The 15,764-nt window shown below is 64.5% G+C and carries 11 protein-coding genes; 8 read left to right on the forward strand and 3 right to left on the reverse strand.

Features of this window, described 5'->3' with window-relative positions:
* The first annotated feature begins 58 nt into the window (after positions 1 to 58).
* Entirely contained in the window at positions 59 to 1,570 is a 1,512-nt protein-coding gene (locus AQZ49_RS17985) for a tryptophan halogenase family protein (protein ID WP_067618993.1), read from the forward strand.
* On the opposite strand, the gene AQZ49_RS17990 is transcribed toward AQZ49_RS17985, so the two are convergent.
* On the reverse strand, positions 1,530 to 2,219 hold the full coding sequence (locus AQZ49_RS17990) for a DUF6445 family protein (RefSeq protein ID WP_067618995.1): 690 nt from the start codon (positions 2,217 to 2,219) through the stop codon (positions 1,530 to 1,532). The genes AQZ49_RS17985 and AQZ49_RS17990 overlap by 41 nt on opposite strands.
* Before the next feature lie 2 nt (positions 2,220 to 2,221).
* Positions 2,222 to 3,736, reverse strand: a complete 1,515-nt coding sequence (locus AQZ49_RS17995; RefSeq protein WP_067619122.1) for a tryptophan halogenase family protein — start codon at positions 3,734 to 3,736, stop codon at positions 2,222 to 2,224.
* Between the two features lie 216 nt (positions 3,737 to 3,952).
* Here AQZ49_RS17995 and AQZ49_RS18000 point away from each other — a divergent pair, with 216 nt between their 5' ends.
* The 7 genes from AQZ49_RS18000 to AQZ49_RS18030 all read left to right on the forward strand — a co-directional run bounded on the left by AQZ49_RS18000 (position 3,953) and on the right by AQZ49_RS18030 (position 13,233).
* Positions 3,953 to 5,764 carry an alpha-amylase family glycosyl hydrolase gene (locus tag AQZ49_RS18000; RefSeq protein WP_067618998.1) on the forward strand — a complete coding sequence of 604 codons (1,812 nt, stop codon included), beginning with the start codon at positions 3,953 to 3,955 and terminating at the stop codon, positions 5,762 to 5,764.
* On the forward strand, positions 5,761 to 7,398 hold the full coding sequence (locus AQZ49_RS18005) for an alpha-glucosidase (protein ID WP_067619000.1): 1,638 nt from the start codon (positions 5,761 to 5,763) through the stop codon (positions 7,396 to 7,398). The genes AQZ49_RS18000 and AQZ49_RS18005 overlap by 4 nt, the downstream gene beginning before the upstream one ends.
* Positions 7,395 to 9,446, forward strand: coding sequence for a glycoside hydrolase family 97 protein (locus tag AQZ49_RS18010; RefSeq protein ID WP_082701895.1), 2,052 nt, complete (start codon positions 7,395 to 7,397; stop codon positions 9,444 to 9,446). The genes AQZ49_RS18005 and AQZ49_RS18010 overlap by 4 nt, the downstream gene beginning before the upstream one ends.
* 68 nt (positions 9,447 to 9,514) lie before the next feature.
* A complete protein-coding gene (locus AQZ49_RS18015) occupies positions 9,515 to 10,882 on the forward strand; it encodes a YeiH family protein (RefSeq protein WP_067619002.1) in 1,368 nt (455 codons plus the stop codon).
* Position 10,883: 1 nt separating this feature from the next.
* Positions 10,884 to 11,084 (forward strand): hypothetical protein, encoded by a 201-nt coding sequence (locus AQZ49_RS18020; protein WP_067619007.1) that lies wholly within the window; start codon positions 10,884 to 10,886, stop codon positions 11,082 to 11,084.
* Between the two features lie 47 nt (positions 11,085 to 11,131).
* Positions 11,132 to 11,989, forward strand: coding sequence for a dimethylarginine dimethylaminohydrolase family protein (locus AQZ49_RS18025; protein WP_197411111.1), 858 nt, complete (start codon positions 11,132 to 11,134; stop codon positions 11,987 to 11,989).
* Complete coding sequence (locus tag AQZ49_RS18030; RefSeq protein ID WP_067619013.1) at positions 11,986 to 13,233, forward strand: M20 family metallo-hydrolase; 1,248 nt, start codon at positions 11,986 to 11,988, stop codon at positions 13,231 to 13,233. The genes AQZ49_RS18025 and AQZ49_RS18030 overlap by 4 nt, the downstream gene beginning before the upstream one ends.
* Positions 13,234 to 13,288: 55 nt before the next feature.
* Here the strand turns inward: AQZ49_RS18030 and AQZ49_RS18035 are convergent, their stop codons facing one another.
* A complete protein-coding gene (locus AQZ49_RS18035) occupies positions 13,289 to 15,673 on the reverse strand; it encodes a TonB-dependent receptor (RefSeq protein ID WP_067619018.1) in 2,385 nt (794 codons plus the stop codon).
* Positions 15,674 to 15,764 lie beyond the last annotated feature (91 nt).

A 15,764-nucleotide genomic window follows, 5' to 3' on the forward strand; every position in this document is an offset into this window, starting at 1 on the left:
AGCGGGTCATGCCCGTTCGTCGCCTTTTTACTTTGCGGACGCACGCTATGGTGCATGCATGAGCCAACCTTATCGCATTGTCGTGGTCGGTGGCGGGACCGCCGGATGGATCACCGCGTCGGTCCTTGCGCGCTATCTGGCGCCCGCGCGGTTTGCCGTCACGCTGGTCGAATCCGAGGAAATCGGCACGGTCGGGGTGGGCGAGGCGACCATTCCTCAGATCCAGTTGCTGAATGCGGCGCTGGGCATCGACGAATATGCCATGATGCGCGCCACGCAGGCGACGTATAAACTGGGCATCGAATTCGTCGGCTGGGGCACGCCCGACAGCCGCTATATCCACGCCTTCGGCCCGACCGGGCGCCAGCTCGGGCAGGTGCCGTTCCAGCATTTCTGGCTGCGCAGCCGGGCACTTGGCAACAATACCCCGCTCGACGCCTATTGCCTGAACGCGGCGGCGGCCTATGCCGGGCGCTTCGCGCGCAGCGATCAGGTGAAGTCGCCCACGCTGGGCGGGCTGGTCCACGCCTTTCACCTCGATGCCAACCTCTATGCCCGCTATCTGCGCGGCTATGCCGAGGGGCGCGGGGTTACCCGCATCGAAGGGCGCATCATGGGCGCCGAACGCGATGGCGAAACCGGGGATGTCGCCGGCCTGGTCATGGCCGACGGGTCGCGCATCGGCGGCGATCTCTTCATCGACTGTTCGGGATTTCGCAGCCTTTTGCTGGGTGAAACGCTGAGCACGGGGTTTGAATCCTGGGCGCACTGGCTGCCCTGCGACCGAGCGCTGGCGGTGCCGTGCGCTTCGGCGCCGCAATTGGAGCCCTATACCCGGTCCACCGCACGCGCTGCCGGCTGGCAATGGCGCATCCCGTTGCAGCATCGCATCGGCAATGGCCTGGTCTATTCCTCGGCACATCTGTCCGACGAGGCAGCGGCCGATCTGCTGCTGGCCCATCTCGACGGCGCGGCGCTGGCCGATCCGCGCCCGATCCGCTTTGTCACCGGGCGCCGGCGGGCGTTCTGGGCGCACAATGTGGTCGGCACCGGGCTTGCCGCCGGGTTTATGGAACCGCTGGAATCGACCAGCATCCATCTGGTCCAGTCCGCCGCCGAACGCCTGATCCGGTTTCTGCCGTCTGGCGCGATCGATCCCGCCGATGTTGCCGCGTTCAACGCGCAGACCACCTTCGAATGGGAACGGGTGCGCGATTTCCTGATCCTGCATTACCATGTCAACCAGCGCCCCGAACCGTTCTGGCGCGATTGTGCGGCGATGGCGGTGCCCGATACCTTGCGCGAAAAGATCGACTTGTTCAGCGCCAATGGCCGCATCACCCGTTTCAACGAGGAACTGTTTTCCGAACCCGGCTGGTTGCAAGTGATGGCCGGGCAAGGCCTCAACCCGCGCGGCTGGCACCCGCTGGCCGACGATCCGTCAGAGGCCGAACTGGGCGAAGTGCTGGGCCTGATGCGCCGCGCGGTCGATAAACTGGTTGCCGACATGCCTGACCATGCCGCCTGGATCAGCCGTCATTGCGCGGCGGCCCCATCAGAAACGTATTGACCGTCAGGCGCGCGCGGCGCGGATCGGGCGTCAGATCGAGATCGGCGGGCAGATCGGCGCAATGCAGCGCATGGCTGCGATAGACCAGCGCGCGATTGGGCACCGCGGCAAACCGCGCGATGCATTCGAACAGCGGCGTATCGCCCGCAATATAGCCCGGCGACGGCAAACCGTGGCGCGCAACATCCTGGCGCAGCGCCGCGTCATAGGCGGGATGGCGCGCGGCATCGATCGTTTCAAACCCCGTGCTGCGATGGCGATAGAACGCGGTGCCGCCCTGATCCTCGCGGCACAGGAAATGAAGCAGCGCGATCCGTTCCGCCTCCAGCCCGTCGATATGCGGAATCCGCTGGATCGGGCCAAGCGCAGCGGGCGGTGTGGTGACAATCGAATAGCCCGCCGAAATCAGCCCCGGCGGCCCCGCCAGCGCGAAGACCTGCGCCACCACATCGAGCAGCGGCAACAGATAGGCCGCCACATCGGCAGCGGCCACTTCCGCGCGCAGGCCGGGATAATAGGGGCCCATCGGCTGATAAGTCAGCGCTTCGGCGCGGGCGCGCAAGGCGGCGGGATCGGGCACGAAATCGTCGATCACGATGACCGGCTGACGCTCGTGACCGATCGGTTCGACGCGCAACCGTGGTACCATGATCAGGCCGCAGGCTGCGGGGCGAATTGCGCCAGCACCGCATCGTGTGCGGGGAAGGTCTGCGCCGCCGCGCGCATCATCTCGCGCAAGCGTCTCAAATGTGTGGCCGCATCGACTGATCCGGCACGTACATCGGCCATGGTATCGTATCGCGCCGGGATCATCCCCTGCCCCAGATAGACCGCCAGCCAGCTCGGGTTCTTGAACAGTTCGTCCTGCGGCGAAACCAGTCGCGCCGCATCGACCCAGTGGCGGATCTTGTAGGCCAGTTCGTCTGGCAACGGGGCTGCCGCGCATTGCCGCCAGAACGGTTCGGGCCGGGTCTGCGCATGATAGTGCAGGATGATGAAATCGCGGATGCGTTCATATTCCGCCGCCGTGGCGCGGTTGAACTCCTCGGCATGCAACGGATCGTGGCGGCGATCGGGCAAGACCAGCAACAGGCGCTCGATCCCGCTCTGGATCAGGTGCAGGCTGGTCGATTCCAGTGGTTCGAGAAAACCGCTCGACAGCCCGATCGCCACGCAATTGCCCACCCACGCCTTGCGCCGCCGTCCCGCGGTAAAGTGGATCACGCGCGGATCGGCGGTGGCCGGGGCATCGAGGTGGGCGTGCAGCACACCGAGCGCGGCATCATCGTCCATCATCGCCGAACAATAGACATGGCCGTTACCCTGGCGATGCTGCAACGGAATGCGCCATTGCCAGCCCGCAGCATGCGCGGTCGATCGGGTATAGGGCGTGATCGGGCCGGCGTTGGCGCAAGGCAGCGCCACCGCGCTGTCGCAAGGCAGCCAGTGCGCCCAGCTTTCAAACCCGGCCTGCATGGTGCGTTCGATCAGCAGCGCGGCAAACCCCGAACAATCGACAAAGAAATCACCCGCAATCTGGCGCCCGTCATCGAGCGTGACATGGGTGATCAGCCCGCTGGCCCCATCGCGGCCGACCCCGGTCACGCGCCCTTCTTCGCGCCGTACCCCGCGCGCTTCGGCATAGGCGCGCAGAAAGCGCGCATAGAGCCCGGCGTCGAAATGATAGGCATAGCTGTGGGTCGATCGCACATCGCGCGGATTGTCGACCGGCGGGCCGAAACGGTTGTCGCGCGCCAGCGCCCAGCACATCGTGTAATCGTCAAACGACGTCGCATCGCCGCGCTGCCGTTCGCGCAACCACCAGTGGTGCAACGACACCCGGTCGAAATCGGCGCCATAGCTGCCGAACGGGTGGAAATAGCGCGATTGCGCCGTGCCCCAGCCGACGAATTCAATCCCCAGTTTGAAACTGCCGCGTGTCGCGCGCAGGAAATCAGCCTCTGCTATACCCAGCCGCGCGTTGAACGAATGAATCGGCGGAATGGTCGCCTCACCCACGCCGATCGTGCCGATCGCATCGGATTCGACCAGCGTGATCGCGATGGCCGTGCCGACCGCGTTGGCCAGCGCCGCCGCCGCCATCCAGCCGGCAGAACCGCCACCGACAATCACGATCGAACGCAGGGTGTGGGGATTGCTGTCCATGATGGGATCGAACGCTAATGACCCCGCCCCTGCTTGGCAATTGCCGCGCCGCGATGGGCGCAGCATTGCCGCATCGGCGGTATACGTATTCAACTAAACGCGCCCGCCGGTCGGTGGCACAAGGCTGCAAACGAGGGAGAAATTGTGCCTGAAATCGCCACGATGCGCACCCTGAGGGGTCGGGCGCATCCGCAAGGCCCGCTGGGCAGATTGGCCATGCACACGGGTGCCGTGCTGGCCGCGCTATGCCTGGCCGTGCCCGCCGTTGCCGCCGGTGCACCGCCTGTCGATGCAGTGTCGGCGCGCACGACGCAGGATGAGACGATCTATTTCCTGCTGCCCGACCGGTTCGACAATGGCGATCGCGCCAACGACACCGGCGGTCTTTCGGGAGACCGGTTGCACACCGGCTATGATCCGACCGACAAGGCGTTTTATCACGGGGGCGACCTCGCCGGGGTGATCCGGCGGCTCGACTATATCAAGACGCTGGGCGCGACCGCGATCTGGGTTGGCCCGGTGATGACCAACCGCGCCGTGCAGGGGCAGCCCGGCCATGAAAGCGCCGGGTATCACGGATACTGGATCACCGATTTCACGACGGTCGATCCGCATTTCGGCAGCAATGCCGATTTTGCCCGGCTGGTACGCGAAGCCCATGCGCGCGGCCTGAAGATCTATATGGACATCGTCGTCAACCACACCGCCGACGTGATCCATTATCGCGAATGCCCCACCGGCGATTGCCCCTATCACAGCCGCGCCGATTATCCCTATCAACGCCGTGGCGGGGTCGATGGCGCGCCGATCAATCCCGGCTTTGCGGGCGACAGCATCGGCACCGATGCCAATTTTGCGCATTTTGTCCGGCCCGACTACGCCTATACCCCCTATGTCGATGCGGGGGACGCGCATGTGAAAGTGCCCGACTGGCTCAACGATCCGATCTGGTACCACAATCGCGGCAACACGACTTATGTCGGCGAAAGCGCGACGATGGGCGATTTCGGCGGGCTGGACGACGTGATGACCGAAAACCCCCGCGTGATCCGGGGCATGATCGACATCTATGGCGACTGGGTGCGGCGATATCACGTCGACGGGTTCCGCATCGACACTGCCAAACATGTCGATGCGGCATTTTGGCGTGCGTTCATCCCCGCCATCCGCGATATTGCGCGCGGCGAAGGCCTGCCCAATTTCGCGATTTTCGGCGAAGTGGCGGGCGGCGGCGACAACGCACCCAACCAGGCGGTATCGACCCGCGTGGCGCAGTTTCCGGCCACGCTCGACTTTGGCTTTCGCTTTCGGGTGATCGACGCGGTGACCGGACGGAGCGGAACCGACGCGCTCGACGCTCTGTTTGCCGCCGACCCGCTCTATGCCAACGGCGATGCGGGCGCGCGCAATGAAGTGACGTTCGTGTCGAACCATGACAATGGCCGCATCGGCTGGTCGATCCGCCGCGCGCTGCCACAGGCGAGCGATGCCGAAGTGCTGGCACGCGAAACGCTGGCGCATGCCATGCTGCTGACCTTGCGCGGGGTTCCGGCGATCTATGCGGGCGACGAACAGGGCTTTGCCGGTCTGGGCGATGACCAGCGCGCGCGCGAAGACCAGTTCGGATCACGCGTTCCCGAATACAACGCCGAACGCCTGATCGGCACCGACACCACCACCGCCACGCCGCATTTCGGTACCGACCATCCGCTGTTCCGGACGATCGCCAGCCTCGCGCGCATCCGCGCGGCCACACCCGCGCTGCGGCGCGGAGAGCAGATCGTGCGTGCGCGTTCGCTCGGCCCCGGCCTATTTGCGGTGTCGCGCCTCGATCCGGTTGATGGACACGAAGTGCTGATCGCCTACAACACCGCCACCACCCCGGTTTCCGCGCAGATCGAGGTGAATGTCGCCACCGCGCATCTGGTCGCGCTGGCCGGAGCCTGCCCTGCCGCCGCCAGCGCCCCCGGCTCTGTGCGGATCGACCTGCCCGCGCTGGGCTATGTGATTTGTGAGGCCCGGAAATGAACGAAACAGCACCGATCTGTGCGATGGACGCACAAACCGGCGGCGAATGGTGGCGTGGCGCGGCGATCTATCAGATCTATCCACGCAGCTTTGCCGACAGCAATGGCGATGGCATCGGCGATCTGCCGGGCATCACCGCCCATCTCGACCATGTGGCGAACCTGGGCGTCGATGCCATCTGGATCTCGCCGTTTTTCACCAGCCCGATGGCCGATTACGGCTATGACGTGGCCGATTACCGCGATGTCGATCCGACGTTCGGCACGCTGGCCGATTTCGATGCACTGATCGCGCGCGCGCATGCGCTGGGGCTGAAAGTCACCATCGATCTGGTGTTTGCGCATACCTCCGACCGGCATGCCTGGTTTGCCGACAGCCGCGCCAGTCGCGACGGGGCGCATGCCGATTGGTATGTGTGGGCCGATGCCAATCCCGACGGCACCCCGCCCAACAACTGGCAATCGGTGTTCGGCGGCCCGGCGTGGACCTGGGACGCGCGGCGCCAGCAATATTATTACCACCAGTTCCTGAAGGAACAGCCGCAGCTCAATGTCCATTTGCCCGCGGTGCAGGATGCGCTGCTCGACGTGACGCGGTTCTGGCTCGATCGCGGGGTCGACGGGTTCCGCTTCGACGCGCTTAACCACTCGATGTTCGACCCGGCATTCACCGACAATCCACCGGTCACCGACAATCGCCCGCGCACCCGCCCCTATGACTTTCAGGTCAAGAAATTCAGCCAGAACCACCCCGATGTGGTCGGCTTTGTCGAACGCATCCGCACGGTTTGCGACGCCTATGGCGCGATCTTCACCGTGGCCGAAGTGGGTGGCGACGATGCGATGCCATTGATGAAGGCCTACACCGCAGGCAACCATCGCCTGTCGAGCGCTTATGGCTTTGATTTTCTCTATGCCCCCGAACTCGATGCCGCGCTGGTCGCCAAAGTGCTGCGCGACTGGCCCGGCACCCCCGGCGCCGATGGCCAGAGCGAAGGCTGGCCAAGCTGGGCGTTTGAAAACCACGATGCCCCGCGCTGTCTGTCGCGCTGGGCCGACGATGCCGCGCGCGCGCCGTTTGGACGGATGATCATGGCGCTGCTGGTGGCGTTGCGCGGCAACGTGTTCCTCTATCAAGGGCAGGAACTCGGGCTGTTGCAGGATGACATCCCGTTCCATCTGCTGAAAGATCCCGAAGCGATTGCCAACTGGCCGCTGACGCTCAGCCGCGACGGCGTGCGCACGCCGATGCCGTGGGACAGCCACGCCCCCAACGCCGGTTTCACCGCCGGCACGCCGTGGTTGCCGCTGTCGCCGGGCAACATCGCCCGCGCGGTTTCGGCGCAAGTTGGCGATCCCGCCACGTTGCTGGCGCATACCCGCGCGATGCTGGCGCTGCGCCGCGCGCATCCGGCGCTGCGGCTCGGCACGGTCGAGGCGCTGACAGTGGCTGGCGATGTGCTGACGTTCACTCGCCGCGTGGCGGATGAGGCGATCGCCTGCGCGTTCAACATCGGCCGCCATCGGCATGCGCTGGCCGCGCCCGAGGGCACCCCGCTGCTGGCGCTCAACGGCGCCGACGCACACCATCTGCCCGCCTGGGGCGTACGTTTTACCAAGGAATCCATACTTTGAAAGCAAACCTGTTTGCGCTCGCCGGGCTGATTCTGGCAGGCTTGGCGCCGCACGCGGCAACCGCGCAGACGGCGCCTGTCTGCCGGTCTTCGCCCGATGGCACCAACGCGCTGTGCGTCGCCCTGGATGGCGATGCGCGGCTGCGCTGGTGGCTCGATCGGCGCGGGCATCCGCTGATCGCGCCGTCACTGATGGGGTTCACGCTGACCGACGGGCTCAATCTGGTGCGCGGCTGGACGATCACCGGCAGCGAAACAGCCTCTGGCGATGACACCTGGGAACAGCCGTGGGGCGAGCGCCGCTATGTGCGCGACCATTACAACGAATTGCTGGTGCACCTGGTCCAGGCCCCCGATCAGGGATCGCGGCATATGGACGTGCGCTTTCGCATCTTCGACAACGGCATCGGCTTTCGCTATGAATTGCCGAAACAGGCCGCGCTGACGACGCTGCATATCGCCGACGAAGTGACCGAATTCGCGGTTGTGCCCAAAGGCACGGCATGGTGGGAAACCGGCGGTGAATGGAACCGCTATGAACAGCTCTATCAAAAGACCCCGATCGACGCGGTGGCCACCGCGCACACCCCGGTGACCATGCGGCTCGACGATGGCACGCATATCGCCATCCACGAGGCCGCGCTGGTCGACTATGCCGCCTATTGGCTGAAACGCGAAGACGGGCAACGGTTCCGCACCACGCTCGCGCCATCGTCACAGGGGCCGCGCGTCACACGCGATCTGCCGTTCAACACCCCGTGGCGCACGATGCGGATTGCCGACGATGCGGCGGGGCTGGTCGAAAACGATCTGGAACTCAACCTCAACGATCCCAATGCGCTGGGCGACGTGTCGTGGTTCAAGCCGCAGAAATATATCGGCATCTGGTGGAACATGCTCAAGGGCGACTGGACCTGGGCGGAAGGCCCGCGCCACGGCGCCACCACGCAGCGCGCCAAGGAATACCTCGATTTCGCCGCCGCGCATGGCTTTTCGGGCGTCCTGATCGAAGGCTGGGACAAAGGCTGGAACAGCAACTGGCTGGGCCATGGCGCCGATTTCAGCTACACCCGGTCCGCCGATGATTTCAATCTGAAGGCGGTCACCGACTATGCGCGCGCCAAGGGCGTAAAGCTGATCGGGCACCACGAAACCGGCGGCAATATTGCCAATTACGAGGCGCAGCTTGACGATGCGATGAAGCTTTACGCCTCGGTCGGGGTCAATATGGTCAAGACCGGCTATGTCGCCGATGCGGGCGGGATCGAAGCGCCCGGCGACCGGCCCGGCGAAGTGCGGATGGAATGGCACGATGGCCAGCGCCAGGTCCAGCACCACCTCAAAGTGGTCGAAACCGCCGCGAAATACCACATCGCCATCGACACCCACGAACCGGTCAAGGACACCGGGCTGCGCCGCACCTATCCCAACTGGGTCGCTCGCGAAGGCGCGCGCGGGATGGAATACAACGCGCACGGCGCCTATTCCAACCCGCCCGAACACGAGGCCACGCTGGTCTATACCCGCATGCTGTCGGGCCCGATGGATTTCACCCCCGGCGTGCTCAGCCTCGAAGGCGACCTGCATGTGCCGCTCGCCTCGACATTGGCGAAGCAGCTCGGGCTCTATCTGGCGCTCTATTCGCCGATCCAGATGGCGGCCGACAGCATCGACCATCTGGCGCAATACCCGCGCGAGCTGGAATTCATCCGCCAGGTCCCCGCCGACTGGGCGCAAAGCCACCTGATCGCCGGCAGCGTGGGCGAATATGCCATTTTCGCGCGGCAGGATCGCAACAGCGCGGACTGGTATGTTGGCGGCGTCAACGACGCCACCGCCCGCACACTGACACTGCATTTCGATTTTCTCGACGCGGGCAAGACCTACCGCGCGACGATCTATCAGGATGCGCCGGGCATCACCTATCTCGACGACAGCCGCCACCGCATTGCCTATGCCACGCGCGACGTCAAAAAGGGCGACGTGCTGACGCTGTGGCTGGCGCCCGGCGGTGGTGCGGCGATGCGTCTTGCCGCGCCAAAGCCATGAGGGACTTTACTCTATCGTTATAGTAGACTATTTGGCCTGCCCGTAAGCGACACGGGGGCACAAGAGTCATGACGGACGGCGAATCGATCCAACCCGCCAGCGGGCGACGCAACGAAGACTGGTGGGCGATCGGCATCGGACTTGGTCTGGTGATCGCCGCGCTGGTGCTGGCACGGCTGGGGCTGTCGTTGCGCTGGCTGGCAGTGCTACCGCCGCGCTGGACGCAATTTGCGCAGATCACCGCCGATCTGACGACCAACTGGCCGCGCTATCTGGCGCAACTGGCGTTCTGGGCCGTGGTGTTCGGGGCTACCTTGCGCGCGCTGGGCTATCGCGTGGTCGATTTTCTGGCCGCCTTCGTGCCGCTTTATCTTGTCGCCTATGCCATCTTCGTGATCGGGCAATGGGACAAGGCGGTGGTCTACAATCTCGAACCACCCCTGATCGCGCTGCTGCTCGGGCTGATCATTGCCAACACCACACGCATTCCCGACCGGTTCGCGGCGGGGCTGCGTGGGGAATTGTATGTCAAGACCGGCATCGTCCTGCTGGGGGCGACCGTGCCGCTGACCCTGATTGTGCTGGCCGGGCCAGTCGCGGTCGGACAGGCGGCGATCGTGTCGATCGCGACATTCCTGGTGATCTATGCAGTGGCGGTAAAGCTGGGACTCGATCGCCGGTTTGCCGCGACGCTGGGCGTGGGCGGCGCGGTGTGCGGGGTCTCGGCGGCGATCGCGATTGCCGGTGCGGTCGGCGCGCGGCGCGAAAACGCCTCCGTCACCATTTCGGCGGTGGTGCTGTGGGCAATCGTGATGATCTTTGCGCTGCCGCTGGTGTCGCGCGAATTGCTCCTGCCCACTGGCGTTGCCGGGGCGTGGATCGGCACATCGGAATTCGCCGATGCGGCCGGGATCGCGGCGGCGCAGGCCTATGGCGGGTTTGCCGGCAAAGTCGCTGGCATCACCGGCACCGCCGAACAGGCGTTGCAGGCTTTTACGCTGATGAAAGTGCTGGGTCGCGACGTGTGGATCGGTATCTGGGCGGTCGTGCTGGCAATTGTCGCCACCACCCGCTGGCGCGATGAACCGGGCACCGGCGCGCCCGACGTTCACGAAATCTGGCGCCGTTTTCCCAAGTTCGTGATCGGGTTTCTGGCGGCCTCTGCAATCGTGTCGATCGCCACCGCCGGGCTGTCGCTGGCCGCCTACAACAAAGTGGCGGTGCCGGGATTTGTCGGGCCGATCAAGGATCTGCGTACCTGGGCGTTCATCTTCTGCTTTTTCAGCATCGGCCTGACCACCCGTTTCGACCAGTTTGCCCGCACCGGGGCAAAGCCGCTGGCCGCGTTTTCGGTCGGCGTAGCGGTCAATGTGGTGCTCGGCTTTGTACTGTCGGTCTATGTCTTTGGTGGGTACTGGCAACATCTGGGGCAGTGACATGGGGCTGTTTGCCCGCGCCCAGCCTTGCGCAGGTTGCGCGCATTTCTGCACGGACCCGCGCGCGATCGAGGCGGCGTTCGGCGGGCTGGCGGTGCTGTCGTCTGCCGATGCGGCTGTGCGCGGGCGCGACGGGCTATGCCGCCATCATGACCGGATGACCAACGGTCGTCGCCGCTGTGAGGCGTATAGCGCGGGCTGACCTTGCCCGATATAACCCGCCGCAGTTTGACCCGGTGGGAGATGGCAATGCGTTGGACGGTGGATTCGGAAACGGGTGTTTTGACCGATGTGCTGCTGTGCCCGCCCGATCACTATCGCTGGCTTGAAACCAACGCCGTCGCCGTTTCTACGCTGGCCTCTTCGGCGCAGTTCAACCGGGCCGAAATGCTGCGCCAGTGGGACGGTCTGCTCGAAGCAATCACTGCGGCAGGGGTGCGCCCGCATTTCCTGACCCCCAGCCCGGCCCATCCCTATCAGGTCTATACCCGCGATTCGAGCCAGACCACGCCATGGGGGCCGGTGCTGACGCAACTCGCGCTGCCGCAGCGACGCGGCGAATATGCCGCCGTGCTCGATTTTCACCTCGCCGCCGACGGCTTTTACCGGTTCGGCAGCGAGGGCGTGTTCGAAGGCGGCGATATCCACATCGTGCGCCCCGGCCTGATGATCATCGGCCATTCAGGCGTGCGCACCAATCGTCAGGGCGCCGAACAGTTTGCCGGATGGTTCGCGGCACAGGGCTGGACCACCCGGCTGGAAGAATTCCCCGAACATTTCCTGCACCTCGACGTGCTGTTCTGCATGGCGACCGACCGTCTGGCCGTGGCCTGTATCGATGTGCTGGGCGAGGATTTCGCGCGGTTTCTGGCGGCGCATGGCATCGACATTGTCGCGGCAAGCTATCCCGAAGTCATGGCGATGAGCTGCAACCTGCTGGCGCTGGGCGATGATCGCGTGATCAGCCCGGCGCACAGCGTGCGCATCAACGCCGAATTGCGCGCACGCGGGGTAACCGTGATCGACCCGCCACTCGACATGTTTGCGCGCGGCGGCGGCTCGATCCATTGCATGACAATGCCGCTGCACCGCGAGCCGCTGGCATGAGCGCGGATCTGCGCATCGCAGGCGCGCGCCTGTGGGACAGCCTGTGCGAAAGCGCGCAGTTCGGCGCCATTCCCGGAACCGAGCGCGGGATGTGCCGCCTGACCCTGTCGGACGAGGATGCTGCCGTGCGCCGCTGGTTTGTCGCAGCGTGCGAGGACATCGGCATGACCGTGTCGTTCGACCGGCTGGGCACGATCCGCGCCCGCCGCGAAGGCACCGAACCGGGCCTTGCGCCGATCGCGATCGGCAGCCATCTCGATACCCAGCCGACCGGCGGACGGTTCGACGGCATCCTGGGCGTGCTGGCCGGGCTGGAAGTTGTGCGCACGTTGCACGATGCCGGGATCGTCACGCGTCATCCGATCGAGGTGATCGACTGGACCAACGAGGAAGGCGCGCGGTTTGCCCCGGCGATGGTGTCCTCGGGCGTGTTCGCCGGGGTGTTCAGCCTCGATTATGCGCTGGGCCAGGTCGATCGCGACGGGGTGACTTTGGGCCAGGCGCTCGAACGCTCGGGCTTTGCCGGGCAAACCGATCCCGCCGACCATCCCATGGCGGCGCATTTCGAGCTGCATATCGAACAGGGCCCGGTGCTCGAAAACGAAGGGCTGGAAATCGGCGTGGTCGGCGGGGTGCAAGGCATCCGCTGGTACGATGTCGTGGTCAAAGGGCAGACCTGCCATGCCGGAACAACCCCGATGGCGCTGCGCCGCGACGCGCTCCACTCTGCCGCGCGGCTGGCGGTGGCAATCGATGCCATCGGCCGGTCCGATCCCGGTGCTTCGCTATCGACCATCGGCCTGTTCCAGGCCTATCCCGGATCGCGCAACACCGCGCCGGGCGAAGTGCGGCTGACCGTCGATCTGCGCCATCCCGAAGTGGCCGGGCTCGACCGGATGGAGGCCGCGCTGCAGGCAGACATCGCCACGCTCGAAGGCGATCTGGGCGTGGCCATCGCGGTGACCCCGGTGTGGTCATCGCCCCCGGTCACGTTCGATCCCGGCGTACTGAACGCGATTGCGGGGGCAACGCAACGGCTGGGCTATTCGCACCGTACGATGTTGTCGGGCGCAGGGCACGATTCTGTCTATACTGCGCGTGTCGCGCCGACCGGCATGATCTTCATCCCTTGCGAAAACGGCATCAGCCACAACATCGCCGAAAACATCACCCCAGCGCAGGCCGAACGCGGCGCCAATGTGCTGTTGCAGGCGGTGCTCGATTACGACCGCCACAACGCATGAAAAAAGGGCCGGTGGTTTACGCCACCGGCCCTTCCCGTTGATCAGATCGCAGTGATCAATAACGGATCGTCAGATCCATCCCGATCGTGCGCGGCTGGTTGGTCACCACGCGGTTATAGGCGGCCACGTTGAACGACAGGATGTTCAGATAGGCCAGTTGGGCATGCACATTGGCCACGTTGTTGACGAACGCGCCGACAGTCCAGCTATCCTTGCCCAGGTTGAAACGGATGTCGGTCAAGGCATAGCCGGGCAGCGCCTGATAGCCCGGCTGAACCCCGTTGGTGCTGGCATTCAGTGTCAGTTCTTCGCGCGAATCCACATAGTTGTAGCTGATCCGGGCCGATCCGAGCAGACCATTGCCCAGCGATTGCGCATAGGTCGCCGAACCCGTGACAGTCCAACGCGGAATGTTCAGCAACGGATCGCCATTGGTGATGAACGTCGACGGGCTGTCGGCGGCATATTGCGCATGCGCGAATCCGGCGCTGCCCGCGACCGTCAGGCCTTCATGCGACGTTGCGCCCTCGATCACTTTGACCGACACTTCGGCTTCGCCACCGTAGATGTTGGCCGGGGCCGAGTTGTCGGTATAGCTGAACCCGCACAGCAGATCGACGATGCTCTGCACGCCCTTCCAGTGTTCGTAATAGCCATCGCTGTTGAAGGTGATGCGCCCGTCAGCCGTCCTGGCCTTTTCACCGGCTTCGAAGTTCCACACCGAATCCGAATCATACGTCAGCGGGGTGGCGCCGCAGCCTGCCGTCGGCTGGTTCACGCCCGAGGGGCGGAAACCCTTGGAGATAGTGCTGTACAACAGGACATCACGATCGACCTGATACGACAGGTTGAACTTGGGATTGACCCCGGTGTTCGATTTGGCCAGCGGCACGGCCGAATTGTAGAGATTGGTGCCGTCGAACAGGAACCCGTTCTGAAAACTGGTCGCGGTGGTGTGGAAATCGTAATAGCGCAGGCCCACGGTCAATTTGAGATCGGGGGTGAACTTGTACGATGCTTCGCCAAACACGGCGAACTGCTTGATCGTGGTGGGTTCATCGATGGTGATCAGATTGGTGCCATCGCTCGCCTGCATCGCGGGCGATTCAAAAGCCAGCAGACCGGCGGTCGGTTCGTCCAGATAGAACTGCGATTTGAAATCGGAATAGAACAGGCCGACCAGCCAGTTAAATTTGCCCGTGCCATTCGATGCCACACGGAATTCTTCGCTGAATTGCTTCGAGGTATCGCGTTCGTTGTTGGTCGAGGCGCCCGCGCCGCCCTGGTCGGGATAGACGCTGCCGCCGAACACGCCAAGCGCCAGGTTTTCCGAGGCATCCTGGAACTGGTTTTCGGTGCGGTGCCAATAGGCCGTCGCCGACGTCACGTCAAAGCTGTCGGTGTGGTACTTGGCCACCACGCTGCCCAGGATGAATTCGTCGCTGATGCTTTCGGCGTTATCGAACGGCTGGTAATGCGCCATCGTGCCTGGCACGCTGTCGAACGCGCTGTAACCGCCCTGATCGCCCTTTTGATACATGAACATCGGGGTGATCGTGAACGCGGTGTCGGGCTGATAGGTCAGCGTGGCCCGCACCGAACGCGTGTGCGTGTCGTTGACATCGTGATGCACCGTGGTCGGCGCTTCATTGGTCGGCGCGCCGCGCGTCTGCGAACCCGCCGGCTCGTTCCAGTCGTTGGGATTGGTGGTGGCGTTGTCGACGCCGATCACATCGCGATCGATCCAGCCGGTGGTATAGCCCACCGAACCGACCAGGCGCAGTGCCAACTGGCCGGGGATCAGCGGCACGTTGATCATCGCGTTTTCGGCGTTGTTGGCGCCATCGCCGCCCTTGGTGCCCGACACGCTGCCGTTCACGCTGGCTTCGATCTTGTCGAGATTGGGTTGCGCAGTGATCAGCTTGATCGCGCCGCCCATCGAGCCCGACCCATAGAGCGTGCCCTGCGGCCCGCGCAGCACTTCGACGCGCTGCAGGTCATAGAGATTGGGATCGATCACGACTTTGCCGTTCTGCGTGAACGAAGCCGCCGTCAGCGGGGTTTCATCGAGGAAGAAGCCGACGGTTGCCGCCGCGCCGCCCGAAGACGACAGTCCGCGCATTTCATATTCGGTCTGGCCAGGGCCGGCGGTGCGTTCGGAAATGCCCGGCACTTCCTGCGCGATCTTCGAAAAATCCGACGCGCCGCGCGCGGTCAGATCCGCACCCGACAGCGCGGTGATCGAGATCGGCGTCTTCTGCACGGTCGAACTGCGCTTTTCAGCGGTCACCACGATTTCGCCGGTGTCGGCAGGCGCAGCGGTGGTCGCGGCCTGCGCCAGCACCGGCGACGAAATGGTCAGCGATGCGCCGCACAGCAGCGCAACGCGCAGCGAATTTGCCAGCGCGATGCGGGCAATGGGTGTGATCTTTGTAGTCATGTTTCCTCCCTGCGGTTCACAGGGTTCGACACCTTTCGGCCGATTTGCCGATAAGCTGCCTGGTGTCGCATTCGGACGAATGGACGCGGGC

Origin of the sequence: Novosphingobium sp. FSW06-99, assembly GCF_001519065.1 — a bacterium.
In the GTDB taxonomy this organism is placed as follows: Bacteria; Pseudomonadota; Alphaproteobacteria; order Sphingomonadales; family Sphingomonadaceae; genus Novosphingobium.